Origin of the sequence: Olivibacter sp. SDN3 (assembly GCF_014334135.1) — a bacterium.
Taxonomy (GTDB): domain Bacteria; phylum Bacteroidota; class Bacteroidia; order Sphingobacteriales; family Sphingobacteriaceae; genus Olivibacter.
This window is the reverse complement of the sequence record NZ_CP060497.1, coordinates 2,192,931-2,219,811: the sequence shown is the minus strand read 5'-3', so window position 1 is coordinate 2,219,811 and position 26,881 is coordinate 2,192,931. Positions and strand designations below refer to the sequence as shown.

Sequence of the window (26,881 nt, the reverse complement as noted above, 5' to 3'; positions counted from 1 at the left end):
TTTTATCGCCATACTTTTAAACTGTCTTACAAACACTTATTAACACGATATAAGCAATAACAAAAACACCAAATTCTTTAGTAAAAATTCCTTTACACGTATGCAATAGCACTAGATGCATCACATCAATTTGAAAAAATTCCTCAAGTTGTAGTAAAATGCCAACGATGGAAATGTTTTTTCAGCCCGTCCGATTCAATAATTGTCTTGGACTATAAAAGCTTTAACTTAGATCACACATTAGGATTCGTGATAAGCGCTAAAGCTACAAAAATCAAGTTGTTTGGAGATAAAAAGCATAGCAGCGTGCTACGGTGATATCGAAAGTTTGATGGATAATCAGGGTTTAATACCTATTTGATATTTTTTGCACTACTGTTGTGATCGGATAAAATGATCGAGGTGTTGATCTTTATCCAGTCCTAGCTTCTGTTTAATACGGTAACGAGCCATCCGGATGCTTTTGGGCTCTATATTTAAACGAAGGGATATTTCTTTATTTGGCAGACCCATCAGAATATAAGCACAGTATTTCAGGTCGAGACGGGTCAATGTATGCTTGGCCTTTTCTTGCAGTCGCTCAACAAAAGCCGGGCTGACCTCAAAAAAACCTGTCTTATGCTCGTCAAAATCCTTATCCATCCGCTTCTGCTGTTTAACAATACGCTTAATCTGTTCGTCGATGCTAAGGTTGCTTTGGCGTCCCACCTTCGTGGGCAGCAATTCCAAGAGTTCATTTTTTTCCGATATCTGTAAACTACCTGCAAGCACTTCTTTTTCAAGTCGTTCCTGCCGTTCTTTCAACAACGACTGTTCGGCATGTAGCTGAAGCATTTCCGCCTCTTTTAACCGAGCCCGCAACTCCGCCTCTTGCTTTTCCTTATCGATCAGCTTCTGCCTTCTGATAGAGGCCTTTAGCTTGTAATTATACGAACTGAGTAACAACAGCAGCAAGGCTATCCCTGTAAATCCCAAACAAACATATAATATATTCCGCTTTTTATTAAACGCAGCTTGCTGTTGCAGGTAAGCTATTTCCTGTTCTTTTTTTACGGATTGATATTGTGCTTCTATTTTCTGTATGCTATGTAATTTCTCCTCATTAAACGCCTCTTTATTAAATTGTATATACTGCTTCAGGTAATGGAGTGCAGCAGCCCTATCTCCCTTATTTTCTGCAATGCGTGACAGCGCCTGAAAAATGCGAGCTTTTGTTACCGGCATTTTCACCACTGTCGCCTCCGTGTTTGCCAGCCCCTGCAGCAAGATACGTTCCGCCCGATTAAAATCACCGTCTCTCACGGCATACTCACTTCTTAAACCATAGCCATTCAATAAGACCTCTTGTAGGTTTGTTCTGCCAGCAATATCCATAGCAACGTCGATATACTTCTCAGCGCTATCACGGTATGTATCTGGGAAATACTGAAAATAGCTATTCGCTGTATTCAAGGCCACCGCCGCTGTATTGCTTTGTACGATCAGTCTTCCTGCCTGCCTTGCTGAAAGGTTGAGCGACTTTTTATTGAAGGCTAAGGCAGAATCGAGCAAATAACGTGTGGTAGTATCCAGTTTAAACCGATCGTAATAACTCTGACCCAGCGTATAATAAGCCGTATTCAAGGCATCTACCTGCTTGCTCTTCAGTGCGCTTTCATAACACATGCGTGCATACCTTTCCTGCTTGGCGGCATCATTGCCATAACCATAAAAACTTGCAAGATAATGGCAAACCAAGCTTTCATAAGCATCTGCCCCCTGTCCCTTAAAATAATTGAGCGCTTGGAGCAACTTCCTTATGGACTGATCATTTTCATCATCAATAATATCTAGCCACCCACTTCTAAACCACACAAAGCCCTTCGCTATGCGATCTTCCGTTCTATCGGCATAATATAGAGCGCTATCCCGGCTTTCATAAGCCCTTTGTATTTCCTGTCGCTGTACATATAAGTGTATAAGGGTTCCAAAGGCCAATGCTTTACCTTTCCCATCGTCTAGTGTTTCACCGATTGCAAGTGCCTTATCCACCAGTCGGAAAGAAAGCGATAAATCCTGTTCGAAATTAGCATGTGCCAATTGACATAAAGCGATCACTTCGTCTCCCTTTGAAAGGTTCTGTTGCGTCAATAACTGCTTTAATGAATCTATGTAAATCGCTTGCGCACTTCCTTTACCCGTGCAAACGAAGAGTAAAATGATTACGATTATAAAAGGTTTAACAGGCAGATGCATCTATCAAACATAGCTAAACTTGTGCTTATATGCAAGTTTAGCTGTTCAAAAAATACTCGCAAAACACTGATTAATAATAATTTAAAAACAATCCGTAGACGCATTGTAGACATACGATTTTTTAGAGGTAGCTCTTTTGTAGACTGTCTTTTCTGGCACGCGTCATTCACCCCTTCTATCTTTGCTTCATCAAGCTTAAATTAAATTTTTAAAAATCATGACAAATAAAACAGTGGCTATGGTGGCCTACATTACTATCATCGGATGGGTCATCGCTTATTTAACTTACAAAAAGTCAACGGAAAAAAACACCCTAATCAATTACCATTTGGGTCAATCGCTCGGAATCATCATCATCTCGGTTGTATTAAGTGTCATTAGCGTAGTTGTGCTTGCTATTGTACCCGCTTTAGGCAGCTTATTTTATCTGATTTCATTAATTCCTTTTGTGTTCATGTTATTAGGAATCATCGCTGCATCCAATGAAACCGAACGTCCGGTACCATTGGTTGGGAAAATATTCGAAGGCAAGTTCAGTTTTTAATAAGCACTTAGTTATGAAAAGTAAAGTTTGCTTCCTCCTGCTTATTTTCTGCTGTTTCAGCAATATTAACACCTTTGCCCAACAAGCTGAAAACGAAGTAAAATTTGTATTGACAGACCCGGCAACCAATACCTCGCAAACTTATCAATTACGATCGGTATCCTACTCGTGTTATCACCCGTCTCAAGACACCATCGCCAGGTCCTATGACACCCATATGGTCAATATTGATTTCAAATACAGTCTTGACTCCTTCTTGCTCAAATGGATCGCCGGCGAAACCGAGCAGGCACAAGGTAAAATTACTGTAGAGAACAAATACAATGGAAAAATCATTCGAACGATTGTTTTTGATAAAGCTGTTGCCGGGAATGCTTCGGAAAGTTTTGCGGCGGGCGACAGTTACAGCAGCTATGGATCAACACAGATATCCGTTTATACCAGAAAATTAGTGATTGATGACGTCGTTATGGATCGCGCCTTATCATCGTCCAGATGATGATCAGGATCGAGGAGCTAGCTACTGTTGACAATACCTGGGATAAACCTATTCAAACAGGAACAGCTTATTATTGCTAAACACTAACTTTTCGCTGCAGTGAAAGGTTAGTGTTTTATCTTTTACGCTCCCATTACGATGATTTGCGTGGAACAGCTAACGATAATATAAGCATACCAGCTACGCAAAAGATAGCCGGTATACCTAATATATAGTTTTAGATTGCATAGTCAAACGGACCTTGATTATTTTGCTTTTGATAAGTGAGCATCGCATTATATTTTTCCAATAGGCTGATGTATTTATCCTTCCAATAATTCGTCTTTTCCAATTCATCTACCACATTAGTACGTTTTACTTGGGTATTGCTAAACGCTTTCTGAAAATCCTCAGTGGTAAAAAGTTCCGGGAACTCTTTAGAGAAGTCATAACGTAATGCACAACCTATTTTGAAGATCAGGTTATCTTTGAGTTTGGGTTGATCAAACCAATTGTAAACTGAACGTCTGTTTACTTTCATCGTTCTTGCGGCTTCACTGATGCTGTAGCCGTTTCTTCTCATCACCTTCTCAATAATTTCTCCATAATGCTTGTCCATATTCAATAGTTTTATGTTAAATGATTATTTATTTATACAAATAAACAACACATTAACGCACGATACTAGAGGAAAATGCACGTAAAAAAACAGGAAAATTCCTGTTTTTATTTCTCAACACCCTGTGGAAAACTTCTAAAAGCAATATCACTTACCGCTATGCACAAAAATTTATATGCAGTTTTGTTATTTCAACTTATTTATACAAATAACACATTTTCTATCATATCATCCAATCCGTTGATCATCTATCATTAACAGTTCTCCGCAAAAAGATATTTTTAGTTTAAAAATAAACAAAATATTAAAAATAAAGTTTATTATTGTACTACTTTAAAAAGAAAGTTATGAATTACCGCTTACTTCAGGAGGTTATATCCTTAGTAGAAACCTTTGAAAATCATCATGAAGAACAAAATCACTCCCCCGACATAGCGGGGTTTAAACGTTGGTTATATGAAAGCCATATTCAAACAGAGCTTTCTACCATGGAACCTGAATGGGAAGGTAAAACAAAGGGTCGCAGCCCGGAGAGCGTTATCAATACACTCTTAGTTCATCTCAATCGTTATGCGCGCACTTATTCCAAATCGGCCATTGTTGGATCGGACTTTTCTACTCAAGAAGAATTTATTTATCTAATCAACCTCAGGGCTTTTGGAGCAATGACCAAAATGCAACTTATTAAAAAGAATATACAAGAAAAACCTGTAGGTATGCAGATCATCAATCGTTTACTTAAACAGGGTTGGATTATCCAGACGGATTCAGAATCAGATAAGCGCAGCAAAGTTATTAATATAAGTACTAAAGGGGAAGCAGCATTGGAAGGGCAAATGCATAAAATCCGTCGGGCGACACAAGTCGTAACAGGCAACCTGACGCATACGGAAAAAATGGAATTAATTCGTTTGCTGACCAAGCTGGATAGATTTCATCAGCCTATTTTCCAGCAGCAGCTAAGTCCTGAAGAGCTGCTGGAGCAAGCATGGTCACGTTATCCTTTTGAAAAAATTAAATAAAAAGCCATGCGAAAGAGAATAGCCATTATAGGTTCCGGATTTTCAGGCATTTCAGCAGCAGCTTATACTGCCCAGGCTGGAAATGAAGTACACGTTTTCGAGAAGAACAGCTCCTTAGGAGGCCGTGCAAGGCAATTCAAGACCCCTGATGGTTATACCTTTGATATGGGACCAAGCTGGTATTGGATGCCGGATATTATCGAAAATTTTTTCGCCGATTTCGCGAAGAGAAGTGCAGACTTTTACTGCCTAACTCCTCTTAACCCACAGTTTGAGATGGTTTTTACCAATAACGTAGTTGCCATTCCCGAAAAATATGAAGACCTGCGCAACCTATTTGAACACATGGAATCAGGAGCAGCTAAACAACTCGACCGCTTTATGGACGAAGCCCAATACAAATACGAAGTGGGCATGAAAGATTTTGTAAACAAGCCTTGTCATTCCTGGTTTGAGTTTTTTTCACTAAAAATCGCGAGAAGTGCGCTGAAGCTGGATCTGTTCAGCAGCTTTCAGACGCACGTCCGCCGATTCTTCAAACATCCGCAGTTAATTTCGCTAATGGAGTTTCCGGTTATTTTCCTGGGCGCCATGCCAAAAGACATTCCAGCGCTATATAGCCTTATGAATTATGGCGGTTACAAATTAGGCACCTGGTACCCCATGGGTGGTTTTATCAAAATTATCGATGCAATGGTTGCCGTGGCAAAAGAACAAGGCGTTCAATTTCACCTCAACGCTCCAGTAACAAAGATCCATATAAAGCACAACCAAGCCACCTCGCTTGCTGTCAATGGAGAAACCATACCATTTGATGCCATCATCGCCTCTTCAGATTACCACTATACCGAACAGCAATTACTGGAAAAACAATATCGGAATTACAGGGACGATTATTGGAGAAAGAAGACCTTAGCCCCTTCTTGTTTAATTTTTTATCTAGGACTCAAGCAACAAATCCCGAACCTAAAACATCATACCCTATTTTTTGAAAACGACCTAAATATCCATGCCAAGGAAATCTACGACACCAAAAAGTGGCCTACTAGGCCCTTATTTTATACCTGTTGCCCTTCCAAAACTGATAAAGGACTGGCTCCCGAGCAGCATGAGAACCTGTTTTTACTGATGCCTCTTGCCAGCGGGATTGAGGATAACAACAATTTGCGGGAAAAATATTTTCGCGAAATGCTACAACGTCTCGAAAAGCATACCGGTGCAAGTAATCTCTTGAAGCAAATCGTTTATAAAAAAAGCTATTGTATACGTGATTTCAAGGAAGATTACCATGCCTATCTGGGTAATGCCTATGGATTGGCCAATACGCTTAGCCAAACAGCCGTGCTAAAGCCTTCGATTCGAAACAAACACGTTAAGAACCTGTATTACACCGGACAATTGACCGTTCCCGGACCGGGCGTTCCACCAGCTATTATTTCCGGTAAAATTGCAGCAACTGAAGTAAATAAACTTAAGATCATGCCTTATGAAACAGCTATTTGATGAATTATCATTTAAGATAAGCAAAGAGACCACCAAAAAATACAGCACCAGTTTTTCGTTGGGCATCTTGGCGTTGAGTCCAGGAATTCGTCCGGCTATTTACGCCGTATACGGTTATGTACGGTTGGCAGACGAAATTGTAGACAGCTTTCATGGTTACGATAAAGAACGCCTATTGAAGCGCCTGCGCAAGCAAACAATACAAGCTATTGAAGAAAAGATATCCATCAACCCTATCTTACATTCGTTTCAGGAAACTGTTCATCGATACCAGATTGGCTGGGAGTTGATCGACACTTTTCTAAGAAGCATGGAGATGGATTTGCTGCCGGTAAAATATGATTCCAACCTGTACAAGACATACATTATGGGTTCTGCGGAAGTCGTGGGGCTGATGTGTTTACAGGTTTTTGTGCAAGGCGACAACCTCGCTTATGAAAGTCTTAAACCGTATGCCATGCAATTAGGTTCGGCTTTTCAGAAGGTTAATTTTTTACGGGATCTGAAAGATGATTATCAACTGCTGGGAAGAATCTATTTTCCCAATGTAGATATGGCCGATTTCAACCCTCAGATAAAATCCGAAATAGAAAAGGAAATAGAAAAAGAGTTTAGGGAGGCGCTGCACGGCATTAAACACTTGCCCAATTCGGCTAAGCTCGGTGTATATCTGGCATATTCTTATTACATTTCCTTATTCAGAAAAATACAACGAACGTCTGCAAAGGAGATCGTAAACCAACGTATCAGAATCAACAATGGAAAGAAAATTTCACTGATGATGAGTAGTTACTTTCAGTTTAAAATGGCACTAATATAAAAGCTGCAATGAAATACCGACTATATCGTGAACAGCAACTGCACTGCGATCTCCAAACAGCATGGAGTTTTTTTTCCTCGGCCACCAATCTGTCAAAGATTACACCCGAAGAAATGAGATTCAAGGTTTTATCATCTTTTGAAAACGATAAAATCTATGAAGGCATGCTGATTGATTATTACGTAACCCCCTTCCTAGGTATTCCTTTGAAATGGCAAACAGAGATTGTACAAGTCGATTTTCAAAAGAGTTTTACCGATTCTCAAAAAAAGGGTCCCTATAAATTATGGCATCATTTTCACGAGTTTGTTCCGAATGAAAACGGTATATTGATGAAAGATACGGTTGACTACGAATTACCTTTTGGTATATTAGGTGATTGGGTACATCGCCTATTGGTTAAACGAAAGCTACAAGCGATTTTTGATTTTCGCCGTAAAGTTTTAGAAAAAAAATTTTAAGCCCTTAATATATGAATGTGCTGATAGTTATGATCACTTTTATCCTAATGGAAGGCATCACCTGGCTGACGCATAAATACATTATGCATGGCTGGCTGTGGTCGTTGCACAAAGATCATCACGATAAAGACCATGATAGCAAGCTGGAACGTAACGATTATTTTTTCATCATTTTTGCTTTCCCCGCCATTGCCTTAATGTATTATGGATCTACGCATGCATTTAACTATTGGTTTTACATAGGTTTGGGCATCACCTTTTATGGATTCGCCTATTTTTTTGTTCACGATATTTTCATTCATCAACGCTTAAATTTATTACGTAACACAAAAAACCCTTACCTGTTAGGTATACGGAGGGCGCATAAACAGCACCACAAACATCTTGGCAAAGAAAAGGGCGAGTGTTTTGGTTTTTTGTGGGTACCGGTTAAATATTTTAAAATGTATTTCAAAAAAGCTTAAGGATGTTATCATACACCTATTTACTGATTAATTTTTTTACAGTCGTTATCTGCTTTATCTTTTCCTTTCATCCTAAGATTCGTTTTGACCGTTATTTTCTACCCTTTTTTAAGGCAAGTATTTTAGTGGCCATACCTTTTATCCTTTGGGATGCCTACTTTACTAAAACCGGTGTCTGGTGGTTCAATGACGCCTATCTGCTCGGGCTTCGGCTTTTGGACCTGCCTATCGAAGAATGGTTGTTTTTTATTTGTATTCCCTTTTCCTGTATGTACACTTATTTCTGTCTGGATCATTTTTTCAATCTGCGATGGAGACCCCAGGTAACCCACTATTTTGCATTGGCAGCAATAACAGGCTGCCTGCTGATCGGTTTACTACATACTGATAAAATCTACACCTTGATCACCTTTATCACCACTGCAAGCACACTGATTTTCTTAAAGTTTGTCGCCAAGGTTGATTGGATCGATAAGATTTCCTTCGTTTACGGTATATTATTACTCCCCTTTTTCATTGTCAATGGTCTATTGACTGGAACAGGCTTAGAACAGCCTATCGTAAATTATAATCCAGATGATTTTATGAATATACGGGTATTAACCGTTCCGATTGAAGATGCGGTTTATGGTTTTGAGCTAATTCTGTGGAACCTTTATTTTTTCAATATCTTCTCCAAAAAATAGTCTTTACTCCTTTTAGGCATATACATATTGTTTGATCTGCGATGCCATGTCATTCAGATCAAAAGGCTTGGGAAGGAAACTCCGAACATTCTCCGAGAATGCAAACCCATTATTTAAATGCGCAGACATGATGAGTACGGGCACATGGTAAGTGTCTGGATTTTTAGACAAAGCAGCAGCAAGGTCTACGCCACTGCCATCCGGCAGGTTAACATCTAATAAAAAAAGATCAGCATTGCCCATGCTATTACAATCTCGTTTAAAATCAGCAATGTGGCTATACGTATGCGCCTCCATTCCTTCTGCGTCTAAAAAAAACTCAATAATTTCACGTATATCTTTATCATCTTCCACAACATATATTTTCTTTTTCATGGCAGCTTTATTTTACTGGCCGTTACATCAAATCAAATTTCGATATACGCACCTTTTATCACTTTGTTGTTACACATAAACAGTGCCAATGTTACATACTGAAATACACATTTTTATGCGCATTTTAAATCATTCAAAAAAATCCCGGAATTCTCTAACATACACTTGCTCCAACATTACTTTAGCCCTACAGTTAGCCGAAAATAAACGTTGTGGTCAACGAACCATATATTTTTTTACCACGCGAGAGAGAATCTAAAAGATAAAGAATACTTATATTCGTGCTCGTAATCAAAAACTATGCGTAAAACTTTACTTTATTTCCTATTCATGCTTTTCGTGATTGCCTGTAGCAAAGATGAAATAATAGACAGTGAGCCTACAAGTGAAGATCATTATGTTGTTGAGGATATTGCCTTCTTCATTTCGGATGAAGACACAGTAGACTCCATTTTTCAGCGGCTGGACACCGTTACCTTCATTAATCCGTCATCGGCACACCTGCCAGACACTACCTTCTATCCCTATCAAGACCTTAAGGACAGCATCTGGGTTGATTTAGACAGCTCCGCAAGTGAAGAAATACTGCTTAAAGACACTTTAGCTTTAAGACAAATGGTTGTGATTGATGGTAATTTTTATTTTACCGATAGAGAAGCTGTATTCATTGACCGATTACCAAGTACGAGTACCGTATCCACAACGATCGCTACTGCTTCTACCTTTGGCCTACCACCCAAATCGAAACACCAGATCACCGGCGAGTACTGGCGTGTGAAATACCGTATTAGTTTTAAGGCTAAAGCAATCAGAATACGCGACGAGCAATCTTTCAACTTCGAAGGCAAGATACATTTTTCTAGAGTGGCAACGGGTTATCATGAAGGACAGGAAAATCAACCCAAGACAGTTATCGAGGTTTTATCTCCCTTAAAATAGGTGTCAACTGTTGCCAGCTTGTTCCTCTCCAATGATGAAGCTCAACTCCATCCACTATTGACGTATTATCAGCGGTAATGAAACAAAACGATGAAACACCTGTTAATCCATTAGCAAATAAACAGGTGTATAAATTTTTAAACATTACTTTTATGGATTGGATACCAAAAACCCTTAGGAGCATACTATTTTTAGTTTTTGTTATTGCAATCTGCCTGCTCATTGCCTTTGTAGGGGTAAGAAGTTTTACGAACAAAGTAACCGATATCCAGCAAAGAGAAAATAATCACTAATACCTGAAATTTAAATTTTAGCCTCCGTACTGACCACAGCCTTATTTAGCAAAATACTGCACGAGCAAATCAATCTTCAAAATCATCCACCCTGGGCCGCAGCAGCAACAGTTGGAGGAAACATACGAGTAATAGCATAATCGCCAGCATCGCAAAACTCTTGTCTAAACTGCCTTCATCTACAGATTTTCCCAAGAAATCGGTAATATATGCGCCAAAAAACACACCCATCATATTCATCAGGCCATAAGCCGTAGCCCGATGTTTAGAGGATACGAACTGGCATAGAATAGGCATATTATTGGCATCAAACATACCGAAACCCACACCAAAGCATATTGCTGCCGCCAGCACATGCAGGAGCGTACTACCGGTAGCCAACAAAAACAGGGCAGGTACCATCAAAAGCAAGCCGATAACTCCGGTAAAAATCCGTCCCTTTAACCTTATTTTTACCCAGCGATCTGACAATAGTCCTCCCAGCAACACACCTAAAAAGGAAGATGCTGCTGTACTCACCGTAGCTATAGGTCCTGCCTCAGCCATCGGTATCTGCAATTTGTCAGCAAATAAAGTAGGGAGCCAATTTTTTATCGCCCATCCGGGGAGGCTAGGTACCGTAAAATACAATAGAATCACCCAAAAGGAGAAATTGCTGAACAATACCTTGAGTCCTCCGAATAGGGATGACCGTTTTGTGTTTACCTCTTGGTTTTCTTCCGGCAACTGTTCTTTATCATAGAGCAGCAATAGCAATACCAGGGCATACACTATTCCCGCAAGCCCCAAGGTATGAAAGGTAGTATGCCAGGTGTAGGCATGTGCAATGGTAGCACCGAAACCACCCAGTGCCTGCCCAGCATAAATACCAGTCATATGAATACCGATAGCTAAAGAACGGCTGGGCCCCTTGTGGTAATCAGCAATTAGTGACAAGCCAGCAGGTATGTAAAAAGCTTCGCTAACGCCCATGATGGCACGCAGCGCATATAGTTGTTGGAAATTTGTAGCATAACCCATGCTAAAAGTAACGGCCGACCATACAAAGAGGCTTCCTACAATCATCCATTTCCGGCTGGTTTTATCGGCCACCACACCTGCAACAGGACTCATAAAACCATATATCCACAAAAAAATGGCCATAAGCTGTCCGAAGCTGGTAGCCCACTGCAGTTCCACAATATCTACCTGCATGGAAGGCCTCATGGTAGCCAACATCTGCCGGTCCATGTAATTCAGAAGAGCCACCAACCACAATAAAGCCACCACCAACCAGGGGTATTTTTTATTCGCCTTAATGTTCCACTTCATCTATTTTATTTTAAACGTTCTTTGTATCCAGCTGTGCAGGTTACTGTTTTACTGATTGATATGAAGCTCTTTTTTATTGAAAGTCTTCGAGCAACAGTTTTTCAAAAGCCAAGCCTTCGTAAGGCCGATTGATTCCGCCTTCGAACAGTAAACCAATCTCCGTATCTGAAATGACTGTCATATCCGAATAGGCTGCAGGCCCTTCATGTATCGTTTTTTCAAAGTTCCAGGTTGCACCATCGTCAGCGCTTCGTCTAACCATCATATGGATCCGTTCAGAGCCATGCGCCGCATTTGCAAAAAACAATTGACGTTCATCACCAACGGCCACAGATAGCAGACTTCCCTGGCATTCGGGATCGGGCAGGTTATTATCAACTGTGACGTCGCCCCAGCTTTGACCGCCATCGTTACTGATCGCATAACGACGGGCTCCTCCTCCCGTACGCATGTTCATCATCAGGGAACCATCAGAAAGCTCGGCCACGGTACATTCTCCTACTCCGTCAAAATTTGTGGTATCACCTGGTATCCAGGTAATACCATTATCGTCTGAATAGACTGCTTGTACATGATACCTTCGCGACCCCTCTACCATCACCGTATAGTAGCAGGGCGCCACCAAACGCCCTTTATAGTGTTCATTTTGCAACTGTATACCATGTACCGGGCCAGCACCATACCAACCCCAATAAGGTTTACTTACCGCATCTGTAAGCTCCCTGGGAGTCTCCCAGGTCAGCCCATCATCATCCGAGAAGGTATAATAGGTCCTTCTTCGATCAATAGACTGTCCAGTGGTCAGATCGCTCCACTTATCATCGCCGTGATTCCAGTTCATCAGAAGATGTATTCTACCGCTTGTTTCATCCAGTATAGGTACCGGATTACCGCAAGTATGCATCCCATCGTCCCATACCATAATCATATCGCTCCAGGTCGTCCCCCCATCTGTAGAACGTCTAACTACCAGGTCAATATCACCCGTATCCCCGTTACTTCGTTTTTTTCGTGCCTCGGCAAAAGCCAGCAAGGTGTTGGATGCTGTGCGCAGCAAGGCAGGTATACGGTATACTTCATAACCATTGGTGCCTTCCCGATAAACATAGGTTAAACCATCTTCTTCTTCGGGCTCACCCGGAGAAGGCTGTGGCACCTCACCGCTCGACTTGCAGGAAAGCAGGGTAACCACAAGCAACAGCAGTAAGGGCAAATGTTTTTTCTTTTGGTGCATACGATATCGATTCATACTATATTCATTTTAATAACCTTCTGTTTGTTTTAAATTAGGATTCAAGTCAATCTGCGCCTGTGGAATAGGAAAATACAGCGGTACTGTTTTCCCCTGCAAGTTCGGCACCTCGTCATATACATTGATTACCCCACCGTAATGGAAGCGCAGCAGGTCTGGCCAACGTTTGAGTTCCAGGTAAAGTTCTTTGAAACGCTCCTGCAAAATGGCTCGTTCCACGCTTATTTTATCGCGACTACCCGAATAGTCGCCAATACCTGCACGCTCCCGTACCTTATTCAGCTCTGCAATAGCCTCTTCTGCACGGCCGAGTGCCGCCAAGGCCTCCGCCTTAAAAAGCAGCATCTCGGCTAAGCGATATACAATAATATCGGCATCATAAAAACGATCGCCTCCCATAGTTGACCCCCGCATTTTATTGTCAAAAACACCGATCACATTTCCCTCTTCGTTTATTGCTTTGATGTACGATTCATTTTTTCGCTTATCGTCTGGGAACTCCTCAAAGGCTTCCTGAATTTTCGGACTTGGAGCGTAGCCGCTCCGGGCACCACTTCGGGCGTAAGCAATATCATCTCGGTTCACTGCATCCTGCACGAAGATATCCCGCGGTTTTAGGTTGCTGCTGTAATGCCCCGATTTCTCCTCCCGTTGAAAATAAAGTGAAAAGATTACTTCATCGCCGTTTTTACGGTCGGTGGCGTAGATATGCCAGAACGGATCTGCCAAACTTAAACCCTCGGCCGCTCGGTTGGCACATTGCAAGGCCTCTTCCAGGTCCTGTTCGTTACCCCCCAGCACTTTTGCCTTCCAGAGCAGTACATCGGCCTTTAACGCCAGGCAGGCTGGAAGCGAAGCCCGGCTTTTGTTGCGATATCCAGGCTCAGGGAACAGCTCAATAGCGGCATTGATATCTTGTAGAAGAAAGTTCAGCACCTCCTCTCTTGGAGCTCTGGGTAGCATGGCTTTATTATCCGAAAGTGTTGGTTCTGTTTCGATAGGCACTTCACCCCAACTGCGCAACAAAATAAAGTACGTATGGGCACGGATAAACCGCGTCTCAGCCAGCGCCCTATTCTTATCGGCTTCTACAGAGAAAATCATAGGTTCGGCATTTGTCAGCAACAAATTGCAGTGGTGTATAAGGTTATAAAAGCCCAGCCAATTTGGAGCATTCTGTGGAGTTAAGTTTTGATTCCAGGCCGACGAAAGTCCCGATTCAAGTCCGGCCACAAAAGTATCCCCACGGTCTTCCAGGTAATAGGTACTATTGACCTCATCACGATATTTGGTGTAGATTCCCACCAAGTAGCTTTCTACATCTGCCGGCGCATTCCAGAAATCATCATTGGTGATATCCGAAATGGTCTCTACATCCAATATTGAACAGCTAGCCAGTAACATCAAGGCCAGCAACATTCCTTTTAATTTTATTTTCCTGAACATCTTTTTTATTATTTATACTTCATATTCATCCTACTTGGTATTACATCCGAAAGATGCATTACAAAACCGATTACAAGTCCTAAGCATCATCCGGGTTAAAAGGTTGCTTTCAGACCAAAAGTTGTTTGTCTGGGTCTTGGATAGGTACCCCAATCATGCCCTTCATAAATCTCCGGCATAAAACCGTCGTATGCCGTAATGTAGCCTATGTTGTACATACCTGCGAAAAGCTCCAGTCCCTGAATACTTATCCTTCGAAGAAAATCAGTCCGTAACTGATAGCTGAAAGATAGTTCCCGGAAGGCCAAAAAATCACCCTTTTTATAATACAAACTGTTATTGGTTCCTCCTGAAGCATTTCCTACATTATTATCCCAACGGTTATGGTTACGCCAGTTATAATCGTAATCGCTGGATACCGTATAGCGTGGGTAGGCCGCATCATGTCCAGTATATTGCCAACTATCATGTAGCGCTTCTTCAATTGCATTATTATTGTTCCTGGAGCTCCCCATGATATAACCCTTAAAACCGTTATCTATCACATGGCCCATCGACCAATCAACCACCAGGCGCGCCGAAAAATTCTTATAGCGGAAGCTGTTTACCAAACCGCCCATTTTATCCGGTCGGATGTACCCCATAAATACCATGTCTCGGTTATCCAGTATGCCGTCACCATTTACATCTTCAAATATGGCATCACCTGCCACTTTGGTCCTTCCTGCCGCGTTTGGATCCTGCGGAGCCCCTGCGGCTTCCTCATCCGTCTGATAAACACCTTGGTAGTTGTAAGCCCAGCGTTGGCCAAAGCGTTCACCTTCAGCAAAACCTCCTACCTTTATCTCCGTTCCGGCAGCCGGATCATACACCCAATTACCTCCTACCCGGTTTTTATCTTCCTCATTTTCGGGCAACTCTACGATTGTGCTTCGATTATAAGAAAAGGTTGCGCTGATATCCCACGAAAAATTGGTCTTACGGATCGCATTTGCCGATATCTCCACCTCAAAACCACGGTTACGCAATGAACCGAAATTACTCCGAATAGCTCCAAAACCTGTAGATGCCCAGAGCGGTTTATCGAAAAGCCGTCGGTCGGTGAGTTTATTGTAATAATCCAGCAAGATCGAAATACGATCCTTAGCCAGTCCGATATCCATTCCGATATCAAAGGCTGTTGTATTTTCCCAAACCAAGTTACTGTTGATCAGTACCGTGTTCAGCACGCCAGCCTCTCCCTGATAGATATTGCCCGTTGTATAACGTCCGCGCGTATCAAAAATACTCAGGGAATTATTACCTGTTATACCATAGCTGGCACGGAGTTTTAAGCTAGAGAGCGTGGTAGTCAGTGGTTGAAAAAAGTCTTCTCGATGCAGGTTCCAACCGGCAGAAAGGCCTGGAAAATAGCCGAAGCGATGACTCTCGGCAAAACGGGAGGAACCATCCACCCTGAGATTAACAGCAGCCATATACTTCCCTTTATAGTCGTAATTTGCTCGGCCGAAATAACTCAGCATTGCGTCATACGTTTTGGTGGTGCCCACCCGCTGTGTCAATTGTGCCGTAGCGTTTAAGGTTGGTATATAATCTGTAAGCGCTTCACGGCCACTACCGTTCATGCGGTAAGCATAATCATGGTTAATACTCGTTCCCACCACCACATCCAAGTTGTGTTGGTCGGCAAAGCTTTTTGTATAGCTCAACAGGGCATCTAGCTGCAGATGCCGATCAAAATTATGATTGGCCGATGCTGGTCGGTCGGTAACCGTTTCATTATAAGCCTCGAAATAATTTTCTATACCCTGATTGCCAAAGTAATAAAGTGTAGGCTGAAATTTAAGTCCGGGTATGATATCCCAGGTTGCCCCCAACTGCACGGTAGTGCGGTATACGTTCACGTCGTTATGATTTGTTTTATAGTGGATCTCATGCAGGCGGTTGCGGAAAGAAGAAACCCCTTCGCCGGGAGCCGGCAAGCCATCTTCATAATACTGCCTATAGGTGGGCGGCATCAGAATGCTACGTGCCAGTACCCATTCATAATTATTGGGAGCATTGGCATTCCGTACCTGTAGACTGAATTTACTGTTCAGGCTCCAGTTATCACTCAGCTTAAAGGTACCGTTAAACAGCATGCTGTAATTCTTATAATCGGTTCCACGGACAATTCCATCCTGATTGAGGTAACCCAAACCGAAGTAATAAGTTGCTTTATCCGTTCCACCGCTGATATCCAGATCCACTTCCCGTCTTTGGCCGGTCTGAAAGGTAGCTTTTTGGAAATTGTTGTCCTGAAAGATAAGCTCCCTACCCGTGGCAGGATCGGTCATCGTTTCCCATCCTTCATTATTTAGCAGATGATTCACGTAATCCTGGCCGTAATCATTCAGGTACACATCCAGAAACTCCAGGGTGTTACGTGAATTACGCGGATTCCCGGTAGACATCCCATAACGCCCACCCTCCAAAAAAAACTCCGGATTATCTGTATTAAATTCATGTGTATTCCTCCGGGTGAGGCCGATGTAATCACGGGCATTCAGCAATGAAAGTTTACTTCCTTGCTCCTCTATACCATGGGTATAACGTAAATTGATGGTAGGTTTGCCTTGTTTCCCCCTTTTTGTTTGAATGATGATGATACCATTTGCAGCCTGCGCACCATAAATGGCCGTTGATGCTGCATCCTTCAGTACCTGTACAGATTCAATATCATCCGGATTCATGTCGCTGATGTTACGCATGCCCTGTGATATGATACCATCTACAACAAACAGGGGCGCATCACCCTCGGGAGAGGTAGACGTACCTCCACGTAAGAATACCTGTGGCGCTTGACCGGGCATGCCGCTAGGTACCTGTAGGGATAGTCCCGCCACTTTACCCTGCAACTGCAATAAAGGGTTCTGGCCGGGAGCCTTCGCAAATTCCTCAGCCCCAACTTTTGAAATAGAATTGGTAATCGTCGCACGGTTTTGCTCGCCATAACCGATCACGACCACCTCATCTAAGGTATTAGCTTCTTCTTCCATCAACACGTCGTAACGGTCTGCGGTACCCAACGGCTGCTCTATCGTTTTGTAGCCTATCAGCGAAAACACCAACAGGGCACTATCTACTGCACCTACCGTTAGTTTATAGTTTCCCGATTCATCAGTGCCTGTACCCAACGTAGAACCTTTGAGCGACACGTTTACGCCTGTTATCGGCAAGCTGCTCTCTCGCTCCTTCACGGTCCCAGTTATTGTTCGCTGTGCCTGTTGCGCATGAGCTGAAAACAAGCATAGCAAGAAGCTTGGCGTAAAGAGGATGCTTAGCAATTTACTTTTCATCATTTAATCATTAATTGGTTGTTCTGTTTATCTAGGTTTATTAGTACTTATGTACTACATAATTATATTCAATGAGTATAGCTAAAAAAATGCTCGCATCGCCTATTTGATCATCCTGCTATTATGCCTTCTAAAAGAATCGACATTTATTTCTTCAGGCAGGTTCAGTGGGCAACAGATCATTGGTTATGTGATGTATAATTTTAATAATAAGTGAAAATTTCTATGGAATGAAGTCAGTCACGGGAAAGCGCTGGAATACCAGGTCTGCCTGACTACTTTCATATAAAATACCGATATGTTCGCGGTCGATACTTGTGAGACAGGAATAACCTCTGCCATTCCATTCATCGATCAGCAACTGTCGTTCTTCCGGCCAGGACATCCCCTCGTCTAAGCTGGCTTTTATAGTGATATCTTCACGTTTTAGCTTATTATTCGGATTACTAAAAAGCAAAATATCGTCGTGTTTATGCAAGCTGCCCATACAAGTAGGTTCGGGCAGTGCGCCATGGTTCGATGGATGTACCTGCCAGGTCTCGCCGAGATCTACTGTTACTGCCACAGCTCTACCGTTACTGGACGATGTATCCCCTCTATTACTGTTGGCCCGCATATTGAGCATGAGCGAAGCATCCGACAGTTCCACAACCGCGCATTCTGTTGTGCTCTTTGTGGTTGCAGGTGTTGATGTTTTCCACGTCTTTCCGCCATCGATGCTATACGTAATGCTTGAGAAAGCTTCTCCCTTTGCATTCCTACCCTGAGAAGGAAACACCAAGGTACCATTCTGCAGCGTGATACCCTGGCCCGGCGCCGGCGCCCAGAGCCACCATGCCGGCTTTTTGCACATTGCCGTTAAATTCACGGGTTTATCCCAGGTTTTCCCATCATCGGTACTCTTCACCAGCAAAAACTGAGAAGTCTGTTTGACATTCAATCCGGGCTGCGAGCCCTTGGTGCGCCATTGGTGATTCCAAACGCTGCTCGTATCCGTCAAACCTTCTACCCAATTTCCCTGATCATCAATTACGCCATGCATCCAAAGCCCGGCGATATATATCGTCCCCGAATACTTGTCTACCAGAATACAAGCATCAGACACCCCATTAAATTTTTGTGGAAGTCCGCCCCACTCCCCTTGATCGATAGCGATACGGCTACGTTCCCAAGTGCGACCGCCATCTGTGCTACGACTGACGCCAATATCCATATCCCCTTGTAGGTCACGCGGCGAATCGTATCGGACATCATAGATAGCCAATAGCGAACCATCTTTCGTCGTCGCCAAACCCGGAATACGGTAACTTTTCGCCATTGAGTCAGGCTGTTTTACCAAAACCCCGAAACGCTGTGTATTGGGCGATACGCTATTAGCATTCACCTTACGGTTTCCGATATTCATTAATTTGCACGAAACGGTCAATGAGCCTTCCAGATTGGCATTGCCTTTTAATTCGGCAGAAAGCCAAAACACGTGTTTACCTTTATGGAGAGACACCCGTTCCGGGCTAGCTAACGTCATGCCATCACCCGGCATCTCTGCAAGCAATTGAAGGTGGCCTATATCTGCCAAATTATGCCTTTTGGCGGCTGAAGTATCCAGGTACACACGCCATGCTTTAACCTCCTTTTGCATAAGCCCTACCTGACCAGCTAGCTCAAATGAAAGCAACTCATGCACCGCATCAGGCAATTCGACTTCCAGTCGAAGCACCGGATTATTCTTTTTTCCGATAAGAATAGGTATCTGAAAACTTTCCTGTTGGAGTACGGGTTGGGCAAAAATGTCGGAAGCAAGAAGCGTCAGCAAAAAAAAGATTACGGGTTTCATAAGGTATACTATAATGGTTATTGTAGTTATGTTCTACATATCAAAGGTATGTACATTTTTCAACAATACAAATTTTATCTTCATTTTCTAAAAGTTAATCAATGTAGTCCGCCTGTTGTTATCCACGAGGTGTTGTTTTCGGTAGGAAATCAACCCAAGAAATCTTTTTTGTGATAAATCACTTCAATGTGTCAACTATTTAGGACACTGATTCCGAGTAGTGTTGGAAAGTGCCGTTAACATGAGCTATATGATGACTCAGGTAACAGATTGTAGTCAAAACAATACGCACAAAAAAAGCCGGTTATCTAAAAAACAACCGGCTTGAGCTATTTACCGTTATTATATCAACGTGCATAACGAAACGTCGAAAGATTATTATTTTGCCCTTGGGAAGTAAGCATTGCATTATATTGCTCCAACAAGGAGATATACTTATCTTTCCAGTAACTGATTTTTTCATCTTCCTCTGCCATATTCACTTTTTCGCCCCACGAATTTCTTTCGAAGGCCTTCTGAAAATCTTCACTCTTGAATAACTCTGGAAACTCCTTTGAGAAGTCGTAACGAAGAGCACATCCAATTTTAAAGATAGTATCTTCCTTTAACCTTGGTTGTTCAAACCAATTGTAGATAGAACGTCTGTTAACATTAATTAATCTGGCAGCCTCACTTATGCTATAGCCATTTCTTCTCATCACCTTCTCGATGATTTCACCATAATGCTTGTCCATTTCTCTTTTATTTTTCATAGTTCACGGCACATTATGCAAAGACGAGGCCAAAATTGCGTAATATTCACGGGGAAAAACCACCAAAATAAAACAGGGTATTTCCTGTTGTTTTTCTAAAAAGTACGTTAAATGAATGTTATCCAAATTGCAAGCAATGTAGAATACTGATAATAAACGTTGATAAACAATAAGTTTAATCCTATTTTAGCCAATCCATATTATTAGCTAATAATGACGTATAAAAATGAACAGCAAGCTATTTTCCTTATTCCTCATATTAACTTCAGTAATGGTATATGGAGGTTTAAGTCTCGCACAGCAAAATAAAGGTAATCGCCCGAATATTGTTTACATCATGAGCGACGATCACGCCTACCAGGCAATCAGCGCCTATGGCTACGGCTTAAATCATACACCTAACATTGACCGTTTAGCCAAAGGGGGTGTTTTATTCTCAAGGGCAACAGTAACCAATTCACTCTGTGCACCAAGCAGGGCGGTGCTACTTACCGGTAAACACAGTTTTATCAACGGCAAGGTAGATAATGAAGCCCGTTTTGATTGGAATCAGGATAATTTTGCCAAGGAACTTCAAAAGAATGGCTATCAAACTGCGCTCATAGGAAAAATCCATATGGATGGTTTGCCTCAGGGCTTCGATCATTCGGCCGTGCTGATTGATCAAGGCGAATACTACCATCCGAATTTCGTAATCAATGGAAAAAAACAACAGCTGCAGGGTTATGTAACGGATCTTACCACAGATATGGCCCTAGAGTGGATAAAAGATCGAGACCCGGAGAAACCTTTTTGTTTGCTTTATCATCAGAAGGCTCCCCACAGAGAATGGTTGCCCGCATTGCGTCATATAAAGACCTATACCAATAAGACGATAAAAGAACCTGAGACGCTCTTTGACAACTTCGAGGGTCGTGGTACAGCTGCGAAAACCGCTGAAATGAACATTCTCAAGCATATGAACTGGGCAGGCGACAATAAGATACCACCTGCGATGATGGATGAACTGGGTTTAAAAGAATTTATAGCTTGGGATAAAAAAGCCTATGAAGACAATTTAGGCAGGATGACAGCCGAAGAAAGGGCCACTTGGGACGCTGTATATAATCCAATAATGGAAGATTTCAAGCAACGCTACCCATCCATGAACGGAGAAGAGCTAATGCGCTGGCGCTATCAGCGCTATATGCAAGATTACCTCGGTACCGTAGCAGCGGTGGATGATGGCGTTGGGCAATTGCTCGACTTTCTGGAAGCTAATGGCCTGGACGAAAACACCATTGTCGTCTACACTTCCGATCAGGGTTTCTATCTCGGAGAGCATGGCTGGTTCGATAAACGATTTATGTATGAAGAGTCTTTGCGCACGCCCCTGATCGTTCGTTATCCGGCAGAAATTCCCGCAGGCACCGCCTCAAATGCATTAGTACAAAATCTAGACTTTGCGCCAACATTACTGGATTACGCTGGTGTAGAGGCGCCCAAAGACATGCAGGGAGAATCGTTCAGAAAATTGGTAAGCCAGGAGGATACCACTTGGAGGGACGCTGTTTATTACACTTTTTATGAATATCCCTCCATCCATATGGTTAAAAGGCATTATGGCATACGGACAGACCGTTATAAGCTAATTCATTTTTATTATGATGTAGATGAGTGGGAATTATATGACCTTAAGGAAGACCCCCAAGAGCTACGCAATGTGTATGATGATCCTTCTTATCAAACAGTTAGTCAAGAAATGCGTAAAAAATTAACGGAATTACGCAAAAAATACAAAGATTCGGAGGAGAACGATCAGCAATTCATTAACCATACCGTAAAACATTAGCGGTCGCCACCTCATCTTTTTCTACTCACAGATCCCTCTGGTGGAAATGGAATAGTATTTTTCAGCTCATTGATCCGGTCAGCGTCAAAATTGGGTAACTGCAGTTCTCCTGATTCCTGCCACTGTTGTACCTGTTCTTTCACTTCAGCTGCCTTTTCAGGAGAAAATTTATTTTCCTCTGCTACATGTACCGTTTGTGCCGGCCGGGCCAATTGTGTCCCGCTAGTTGCTATAACGTCCAGCATCCGAAGGTAAAGATCTTCCTGTACCTCCAAAAACTGATCGAAATCCACCGCATTGATATAGGCAAAAATTTCCAATACATAGGCATCGCGCGTAAGCTCTACGAGGCGCACCCTGGCAGGCAGAGGGTTAACCAAAGGATGCGCATATAGCACCGCTCTCAACTCCACCAGCAGGAACCTGATTTGGTCGGTAGTGGTTTCGTATGGCAAGTGGAAAAAGGGATGGAACCAAAAGCGTTCTCTATGTGCAAAATTCTCTATCTGCAAAGAAGAAAACTCTCCATTAGGGATAGTAACGATTGTCCGGTTCAAGGTTCGGATGTTTGTAGACCGCATACCTATGCGCTCCACCGTCCCCACAATCTCTCCTACTTTACAGAAATCACCCACACGTATCGGTTGATCGACAATTAGGGTAACACTGCCGACGAAGTTTTCAACAGTCTTCTGCGCACCCAAGGCCAAGGCCAAACCACCAATACCTAGTGCTGCCAAGCCTGTAGTTACGTCCAAACCGAAAGTGTTGAGCACCATAATCATGCCCACAATCACAATAGCTATTTTTGTTGCCCTTCGCAAAAATAATGTAGCAGATATGCCCGAAGGGTTCTTCCTGCGTACCATTTGCTTCTCCACTATTTTCGCTGTAGCATCGGCAAGCTGCCAGAGCAGCAGGAATAAGGCAATAGTTCCTACTACAACTACCATGTCGCCAAAGCGCTGCCGTACCACAATGGATATTCCGGCCCGCTCGCTGAGCATGACGAAAAACAACACGCTTAGGTATAGTTGTACCGGTAAGGAAAAAGCCTTGATAACGCTTATAGTGGGTGAGGACGCAGCTTTCCGCCATACCAATGGAATGAGCGAGATGATGATCTTCAGTATTGTCCAAGCGATGGCAAGCGATAACAGGATAAGTACAAAAATGGCTAACCAATGACTGATCGGTACGCCCCCCCATCGTGTGTTTTCCATCGCTTCGGGAAAGGTTTGCTGTATGAAAGTTTCGTGTTGCACACTATCGGCAATTGGCAACGGAACTTTTTCTAATGTCTGCTGCGCAAATAGCCAAATTGGCGCGGCGTGTTTATCTTCTGTTTTCTGCATTAACACTTCGAAAGAACCTTCCTCATTACGCGCATTACCGACGCGATCGAGATCATTGGCCAGTTCATCTTTTAAGTCACCATTGTAATCGTTGTTTATAAGCGAATAAGGAAATATATTACCCCTACTATCCAGTGTTTGCTGCAATGCCATGGCCAGATCTTCACCACTGATCTTTTTTCTTAAAGACTTTGGCACATCCAAATAGTAAGATGCCTTGCCATAGTTCTGTTGTGCCACTGCTCGGATAAACCCCTGCACGGCTCCTCTTGGCGTACGCCTACCTAATGAATCTTCGGGAAAAGCGGGTTGGACTGCGCTAGTGTCTGTTGATGTTTTAGTTTCCTGCCCATGTATATCTAAAAAAAAGAAAAGCAGTAATATGTGGAAAATCGCTAAAAATCTGATGTGTCTGCTATACCTATTAAAATAACCCATGGTCCAAAAAATTATTGCCATTTGCTAAATGTACTATCCTTATTAAAGAAAGGAACTGATTTTCGAACAGATTGTTTATTTTAAAATTTTCTTTATCGCTTTTAGGTAATCGGGATTATCGGTCAACCCATTGTGTCCCTGACCTGGTAATGTAATTAAGTTAACTTTTTCTCCCAAATCATTTTTCAGCTTTACGGACGATTCGTAGTAGATCACCTTATCACGGTCGCCATGAAAAATCACAATAGGCATTGCGGCGTCTTGTAGATAGCTATTTGTTTCAAATTTATACTTGAGTATAGTTGTTGGCAATAGCGGAAACATTCGCTTAACCAAATCAGTCAAACTGTAATAAGGTGTTTGTAAGATCAGTAATCCAGGATTATTTGTTGAGGCCAGTTTGGCCGCTGGCCCTGTTCCTACAGAATAACCTAAAACAACGATGTCCTTCTCTTCGTATTTTTGTTTCAGTTCGTCGTAAGCTCCTTGGACGTCTCCAAAAAGCTGGTCCTGCCCACTGATACTACCCTCACTTTTTCCGTAACCACGGTAATCTAGTATAAAAAGATCATAACTTAAATCCGTATATGTTTTTGCCACGGTTCCCCAAGAATTCAAGGATCCGGCATTGCCATGCAGATAGAAGATCAATCCTTTCGGCTCCGCTGTTTTAAAAAGCAATCCGTTAAGTAGTTTGCCATCGGCTGTTTTGATGTTCAACTCTTCGTATTCATCGTCAAATGAAAACTTAAAATCGTTGTCTAATTTCTCGGGGAAGAAAATCAGCTTTTCCTGAAAAAAGTAAAGTAGCCCGCATACCAGTACGTACAATCCGAGCATACTGCATACTATAATAAATAATACCTTTTTCCACATATTATATTTCTGAAAAATTATTGGTCATAGACCGCAATATACAAATCCGTGTAATAATAACGTATTCTTGAGTAAATAGCTAATAGGTGCAGAAGCTTAAGCTGGCGTTTATCAAAAAAAGACCTGGATTTAGCTAAATGCTAATATCCAGGTTAGGTAGGTTGATTTTTATTCCAAGGTTACAATAATGTGTATTACCGTTAGCAAAGGTAAACTGCCTCGACTCCCAAATCATGAAAAAATACTCTCAAATCACGAATTTCCGCACCTAAGTGCCTTCGGGTTCATAGCTTACTTAATTTTTTGAATTTCATTGGGGTAAACCCAGTAAACTCCTTGAATTGCCTATAAAAAGTATTGACATTGCCAAAACCTACCCTATCTGCTAACTGGTCGTTCGATAGGTTCCTATAAGTTGGATTGAGCAGCATTTTCTTGGCTTCATTCACCCGGAAAGAATTCACTAAACGGTTAAAGTTCATACCACTATGCTGATTTATGGCACTGGAAATGTAGCGCTCGTTGGTATGCAGTTGGTAGGCCAGGTCTGCCATATTGAAGTTCGGGTTCCCAAAATTTTTCTGTTTACTAATAATTTCCAGAATATCGCTATGGAGCGCTTTAAATCGATCATCTTCAACTACAGGATTCGCTGCATCTGTTATTACCACTGCCGTCTGCGAATCGGACCCGTCATACTGTTTAAAGTAGTTGATCTCTTCTCTATTCTTCTTTAACAAAACCCGGTTAGCCGTTTTCAAACGTACATACAATATGCTCAAACTCCCCATTGCCAGGAGTAAAATGGTCAGCGAAGAATACAGCAACCAATTTTCACGTGTTTTCATATGGATTAATCGATCCTGAGACTCCAGCTGCAGATCTTTCTTTTCCTGTTCATAAAGAATTTTTAGCTCCGCCATATGGGCGCTCTCCTTGCGGACATACTCTTCCTCGAACCATTTGAAATTACTTTCACGTAACTGCACATATTCGTCGTAACGCCCGCTAGCGGCATAGAAGTCCATCAACCTTCGGTTCACATGCATCGCCTCTCCCTGTGCATCTATCTTATTAAATCCTGCTTTCGCCTCATGCAACAGTCGCTCGGCCTCCACCAACTTCCCCTCGGTAAAAGCATTCTCTGCTTTTGCAAAACGGAGGTGATTGGTAATGAGTTGATCGCCGTATTTATCATTTATCGCTTCAGTCTGCACTATATATTGGTTTGACTGAGGTACCAGACCTTTCTGGCTATAAATATTTGCCAGATTGTAAAGAATATACATTTGGTTTTGGGTATCTGCTATCTCTTCATACAACTTCAGTGCTTTTCGCTCATGTGCAATCCCTTCATCGACCTTACCGAGATTTACCAGCAGTAAACCAATATTCTGATAGCACAAAGCCATATTTAGCTGATCCCCTTCCTTTGTAAAAAAATCGAGTGCTTTATAGAGGTAATGGTTCGCTTCTTTTTCGTTGTTTAGTTTAGCGTAAAGTAAGCCTATATTGATCCAGGATTTACCGATAAGCACTGCATCCGCTAATTGCTCCGCGATACGCAATGATTTTAAGTAGGCGTCTAAGCTTTCGCTGTACTTCATCCGCATCTCATAATTAATACCAAGGTTATTCCAACAGGAAGACTGCAGGTCGATATCCTTCGCCGCGACCGGAGATTCCAACGCTTTTTTGTAGTAAGCACTTGATACATCAAACTGCGAAATATAGTAATAACCGAGGCCTAAGAGGTAATAAGAACGCGCCGTAAGCGAATCATCTGCTAAGTCTTCACTTAAATCCACGCATTCTTTAGCAAGCGTTAGCGCCTGTTGTGGATCTTTGGTTACTAGCTTTCTAATTTCCAGATGTTTTTTAGTAATAAGCGTCGTATCCACAGCAGCATAAGAAAATGGTATTGCGAAAAAAACAGTTGCCAGGAAAGCGAACAGGCCGTTATATAAAACGTGCATACAGGTCAGGTTTGGAAATAATGAACAAAATGA

General features: G+C 42.2%; 23 protein-coding genes. 11 read left to right on the top strand and 12 right to left on the bottom strand.

The genetic code is table 11. The features are described 5' to 3' along the window. Positions 1-372: 372 nt before the first annotated feature. The gene (locus H8S90_RS09060; RefSeq protein WP_187342230.1) at positions 373-2,235 is read right to left on the bottom strand and encodes a LuxR C-terminal-related transcriptional regulator; all 1,863 of its coding nucleotides are present in this window, start codon (positions 2,233-2,235) and stop codon (positions 373-375) included. Between the two features lie 217 nt (positions 2,236-2,452). Here H8S90_RS09060 and H8S90_RS09055 point away from each other — a divergent pair, with 217 nt between their 5' ends. Beyond that, positions 2,453-2,779, top strand: coding sequence for a DUF4870 domain-containing protein (locus tag H8S90_RS09055; protein ID WP_187342229.1), 327 nt, complete (start codon positions 2,453-2,455; stop codon positions 2,777-2,779). A gap of 13 nt (positions 2,780-2,792) precedes the next feature. Then, positions 2,793-3,278 (top strand): type VI secretion system tube protein TssD, encoded by a 486-nt coding sequence (gene tssD / locus H8S90_RS09050; protein WP_187342228.1) that lies wholly within the window; start codon positions 2,793-2,795, stop codon positions 3,276-3,278. A 217-nt stretch (positions 3,279-3,495) separates the two neighbouring features. On the opposite strand, the gene H8S90_RS09045 is transcribed toward tssD, so the two are convergent. Further along, positions 3,496-3,876: a helix-turn-helix domain-containing protein gene (locus H8S90_RS09045; RefSeq protein ID WP_187342227.1), complete on the bottom strand. Its 381-nt coding sequence runs from the start codon at positions 3,874-3,876 to the stop codon at positions 3,496-3,498. 347 nt (positions 3,877-4,223) lie between these two features. Here H8S90_RS09045 and H8S90_RS09040 point away from each other — a divergent pair, with 347 nt between their 5' ends. From H8S90_RS09040 to H8S90_RS09015, 6 genes are read left to right on the top strand one after another with little or no spacing between them, the layout of a single operon-like run. Continuing rightward, the gene (locus H8S90_RS09040) at positions 4,224-4,898 is read left to right on the top strand and encodes a MarR family winged helix-turn-helix transcriptional regulator (protein ID WP_187342226.1); all 675 of its coding nucleotides are present in this window, start codon (positions 4,224-4,226) and stop codon (positions 4,896-4,898) included. Positions 4,899-4,904: 6 nt separating this feature from the next. Further along, a complete protein-coding gene (locus tag H8S90_RS09035; protein WP_187342225.1) occupies positions 4,905-6,401 on the top strand; it encodes an NAD(P)/FAD-dependent oxidoreductase in 1,497 nt (498 codons plus the stop codon). Further along, positions 6,385-7,221: a phytoene/squalene synthase family protein gene (locus H8S90_RS09030; RefSeq protein WP_187342224.1), complete on the top strand. Its 837-nt coding sequence runs from the start codon at positions 6,385-6,387 to the stop codon at positions 7,219-7,221. The genes H8S90_RS09035 and H8S90_RS09030 overlap by 17 nt, the downstream gene beginning before the upstream one ends. An 8-nt stretch (positions 7,222-7,229) precedes the next feature. Beyond that, positions 7,230-7,682, top strand: a complete 453-nt coding sequence (locus H8S90_RS09025; RefSeq protein WP_187342223.1) for an SRPBCC family protein — start codon at positions 7,230-7,232, stop codon at positions 7,680-7,682. An 11-nt stretch (positions 7,683-7,693) separates the two neighbouring features. Continuing rightward, positions 7,694-8,146: a sterol desaturase family protein gene (locus tag H8S90_RS09020; protein ID WP_187342222.1), complete on the top strand. Its 453-nt coding sequence runs from the start codon at positions 7,694-7,696 to the stop codon at positions 8,144-8,146. 2 nt (positions 8,147-8,148) lie between these two features. After that, positions 8,149-8,832 (top strand): lycopene cyclase domain-containing protein, encoded by a 684-nt coding sequence (locus H8S90_RS09015; protein WP_187342221.1) that lies wholly within the window; start codon positions 8,149-8,151, stop codon positions 8,830-8,832. 12 nt (positions 8,833-8,844) lie between these two features. Here H8S90_RS09015 and H8S90_RS09010 read toward each other — a convergent pair whose 3' ends face one another. Then, a complete protein-coding gene (locus H8S90_RS09010; RefSeq protein ID WP_187342220.1) occupies positions 8,845-9,207 on the bottom strand; it encodes a response regulator in 363 nt (120 codons plus the stop codon). Positions 9,208-9,507: 300 nt separating this feature from the next. Between H8S90_RS09010 and H8S90_RS09005 the strand changes: the two genes are divergently transcribed. Then, complete coding sequence (locus tag H8S90_RS09005; protein ID WP_187342219.1) at positions 9,508-10,146, top strand: hypothetical protein; 639 nt, start codon at positions 9,508-9,510, stop codon at positions 10,144-10,146. 77 nt (positions 10,147-10,223) lie between these two features. Beyond that, positions 10,224-10,439 carry a hypothetical protein gene (locus H8S90_RS09000; RefSeq protein ID WP_187342218.1) on the top strand — a complete coding sequence of 72 codons (216 nt, stop codon included), beginning with the start codon at positions 10,224-10,226 and terminating at the stop codon, positions 10,437-10,439. 69 nt (positions 10,440-10,508) lie between these two features. Here the strand turns inward: H8S90_RS09000 and H8S90_RS08995 are convergent, their stop codons facing one another. The 6 genes from H8S90_RS08995 to H8S90_RS08970 all read right to left on the bottom strand — a co-directional run bounded on the left by H8S90_RS08995 (position 10,509) and on the right by H8S90_RS08970 (position 20,372). Next, positions 10,509-11,750, bottom strand: coding sequence for an MFS transporter (locus tag H8S90_RS08995; RefSeq protein ID WP_255501881.1), 1,242 nt, complete (start codon positions 11,748-11,750; stop codon positions 10,509-10,511). A gap of 73 nt (positions 11,751-11,823) precedes the next feature. After that, positions 11,824-12,999 carry an exo-alpha-sialidase gene (locus H8S90_RS08990; protein WP_187342217.1) on the bottom strand — a complete coding sequence of 392 codons (1,176 nt, stop codon included), beginning with the start codon at positions 12,997-12,999 and terminating at the stop codon, positions 11,824-11,826. Between the two features lie 12 nt (positions 13,000-13,011). Then, positions 13,012-14,448 carry a RagB/SusD family nutrient uptake outer membrane protein gene (locus H8S90_RS08985; RefSeq protein ID WP_187342216.1) on the bottom strand — a complete coding sequence of 479 codons (1,437 nt, stop codon included), beginning with the start codon at positions 14,446-14,448 and terminating at the stop codon, positions 13,012-13,014. Positions 14,449-14,543: 95 nt separating this feature from the next. Beyond that, on the bottom strand, positions 14,544-17,789 hold the full coding sequence (locus H8S90_RS08980; RefSeq protein WP_187342215.1) for a SusC/RagA family TonB-linked outer membrane protein: 3,246 nt from the start codon (positions 17,787-17,789) through the stop codon (positions 14,544-14,546). Positions 17,790-18,009: 220 nt separating this feature from the next. Then, entirely contained in the window at positions 18,010-19,620 is a 1,611-nt protein-coding gene (locus tag H8S90_RS08975; RefSeq protein ID WP_187342214.1) for a sialidase family protein, read from the bottom strand. 347 nt (positions 19,621-19,967) lie between these two features. Continuing rightward, positions 19,968-20,372 carry a helix-turn-helix domain-containing protein gene (locus H8S90_RS08970; RefSeq protein ID WP_370525689.1) on the bottom strand — a complete coding sequence of 135 codons (405 nt, stop codon included), beginning with the start codon at positions 20,370-20,372 and terminating at the stop codon, positions 19,968-19,970. Positions 20,373-20,598: 226 nt separating this feature from the next. On the opposite strand from H8S90_RS08970, the gene H8S90_RS08965 reads away from it, so the two are divergent. Beyond that, positions 20,599-22,203 (top strand): sulfatase, encoded by a 1,605-nt coding sequence (locus tag H8S90_RS08965; protein WP_187342213.1) that lies wholly within the window; start codon positions 20,599-20,601, stop codon positions 22,201-22,203. A gap of 11 nt (positions 22,204-22,214) precedes the next feature. On the opposite strand, the gene H8S90_RS08960 is transcribed toward H8S90_RS08965, so the two are convergent. The 3 genes from H8S90_RS08960 to H8S90_RS08950 form a co-directional block, all read right to left on the bottom strand. Continuing rightward, the gene (locus H8S90_RS08960) at positions 22,215-24,017 is read right to left on the bottom strand and encodes a mechanosensitive ion channel family protein (RefSeq protein WP_187342212.1); all 1,803 of its coding nucleotides are present in this window, start codon (positions 24,015-24,017) and stop codon (positions 22,215-22,217) included. A gap of 54 nt (positions 24,018-24,071) precedes the next feature. Then, positions 24,072-24,872, bottom strand: a complete 801-nt coding sequence (locus H8S90_RS08955; protein WP_187342211.1) for an alpha/beta hydrolase — start codon at positions 24,870-24,872, stop codon at positions 24,072-24,074. 284 nt (positions 24,873-25,156) lie between these two features. Then, entirely contained in the window at positions 25,157-26,848 is a 1,692-nt protein-coding gene (locus tag H8S90_RS08950; RefSeq protein ID WP_187342210.1) for an AraC family transcriptional regulator, read from the bottom strand. Between the last annotated feature and the right edge of the window lie 33 nt (positions 26,849-26,881).

Coding starts and splice junctions, on each gene's coding strand:
- tssD (WP_187342228.1), top strand. CDS start 2,793: ATGAAAAGTAAAGTTTGCTTCCTCCTGCTTATTTTCTGCTGTTTCAGC.
- H8S90_RS09060 (WP_187342230.1), bottom strand. CDS start 2,235: ATGCATCTGCCTGTTAAACCTTTTATAATCGTAATCATTTTACTCTTC.
- H8S90_RS09005 (WP_187342219.1), top strand. CDS start 9,508: ATGCGTAAAACTTTACTTTATTTCCTATTCATGCTTTTCGTGATTGCC.
- H8S90_RS09030 (WP_187342224.1), top strand. CDS start 6,385: ATGAAACAGCTATTTGATGAATTATCATTTAAGATAAGCAAAGAGACC.
- H8S90_RS08985 (WP_187342216.1), bottom strand. CDS start 14,448: ATGTTCAGGAAAATAAAATTAAAAGGAATGTTGCTGGCCTTGATGTTA.
- H8S90_RS08975 (WP_187342214.1), bottom strand. CDS start 19,620: ATGAAACCCGTAATCTTTTTTTTGCTGACGCTTCTTGCTTCCGACATT.
- H8S90_RS09000 (WP_187342218.1), top strand. CDS start 10,224: ATGAAACAAAACGATGAAACACCTGTTAATCCATTAGCAAATAAACAG.
- H8S90_RS09015 (WP_187342221.1), top strand. CDS start 8,149: ATGTTATCATACACCTATTTACTGATTAATTTTTTTACAGTCGTTATC.
- H8S90_RS09055 (WP_187342229.1), top strand. CDS start 2,453: ATGACAAATAAAACAGTGGCTATGGTGGCCTACATTACTATCATCGGA.
- H8S90_RS08990 (WP_187342217.1), bottom strand. CDS start 12,999: ATGAATCGATATCGTATGCACCAAAAGAAAAAACATTTGCCCTTACTG.
- H8S90_RS09045 (WP_187342227.1), bottom strand. CDS start 3,876: ATGGACAAGCATTATGGAGAAATTATTGAGAAGGTGATGAGAAGAAAC.
- H8S90_RS08950 (WP_187342210.1), bottom strand. CDS start 26,848: ATGCACGTTTTATATAACGGCCTGTTCGCTTTCCTGGCAACTGTTTTT.
- H8S90_RS08955 (WP_187342211.1), bottom strand. CDS start 24,872: ATGTGGAAAAAGGTATTATTTATTATAGTATGCAGTATGCTCGGATTG.
- H8S90_RS08980 (WP_187342215.1), bottom strand. CDS start 17,789: ATGATGAAAAGTAAATTGCTAAGCATCCTCTTTACGCCAAGCTTCTTG.
- H8S90_RS09035 (WP_187342225.1), top strand. CDS start 4,905: ATGCGAAAGAGAATAGCCATTATAGGTTCCGGATTTTCAGGCATTTCA.
- H8S90_RS09025 (WP_187342223.1), top strand. CDS start 7,230: ATGAAATACCGACTATATCGTGAACAGCAACTGCACTGCGATCTCCAA.
- H8S90_RS08960 (WP_187342212.1), bottom strand. CDS start 24,017: ATGGCAATAATTTTTTGGACCATGGGTTATTTTAATAGGTATAGCAGA.
- H8S90_RS08970 (WP_370525689.1), bottom strand. CDS start 20,372: ATGAAAAATAAAAGAGAAATGGACAAGCATTATGGTGAAATCATCGAG.
- H8S90_RS09010 (WP_187342220.1), bottom strand. CDS start 9,207: ATGAAAAAGAAAATATATGTTGTGGAAGATGATAAAGATATACGTGAA.
- H8S90_RS09040 (WP_187342226.1), top strand. CDS start 4,224: ATGAATTACCGCTTACTTCAGGAGGTTATATCCTTAGTAGAAACCTTT.
- H8S90_RS08995 (WP_255501881.1), bottom strand. CDS start 11,750: ATGAAGTGGAACATTAAGGCGAATAAAAAATACCCCTGGTTGGTGGTG.
- H8S90_RS08965 (WP_187342213.1), top strand. CDS start 20,599: ATGAACAGCAAGCTATTTTCCTTATTCCTCATATTAACTTCAGTAATG.
- H8S90_RS09020 (WP_187342222.1), top strand. CDS start 7,694: ATGAATGTGCTGATAGTTATGATCACTTTTATCCTAATGGAAGGCATC.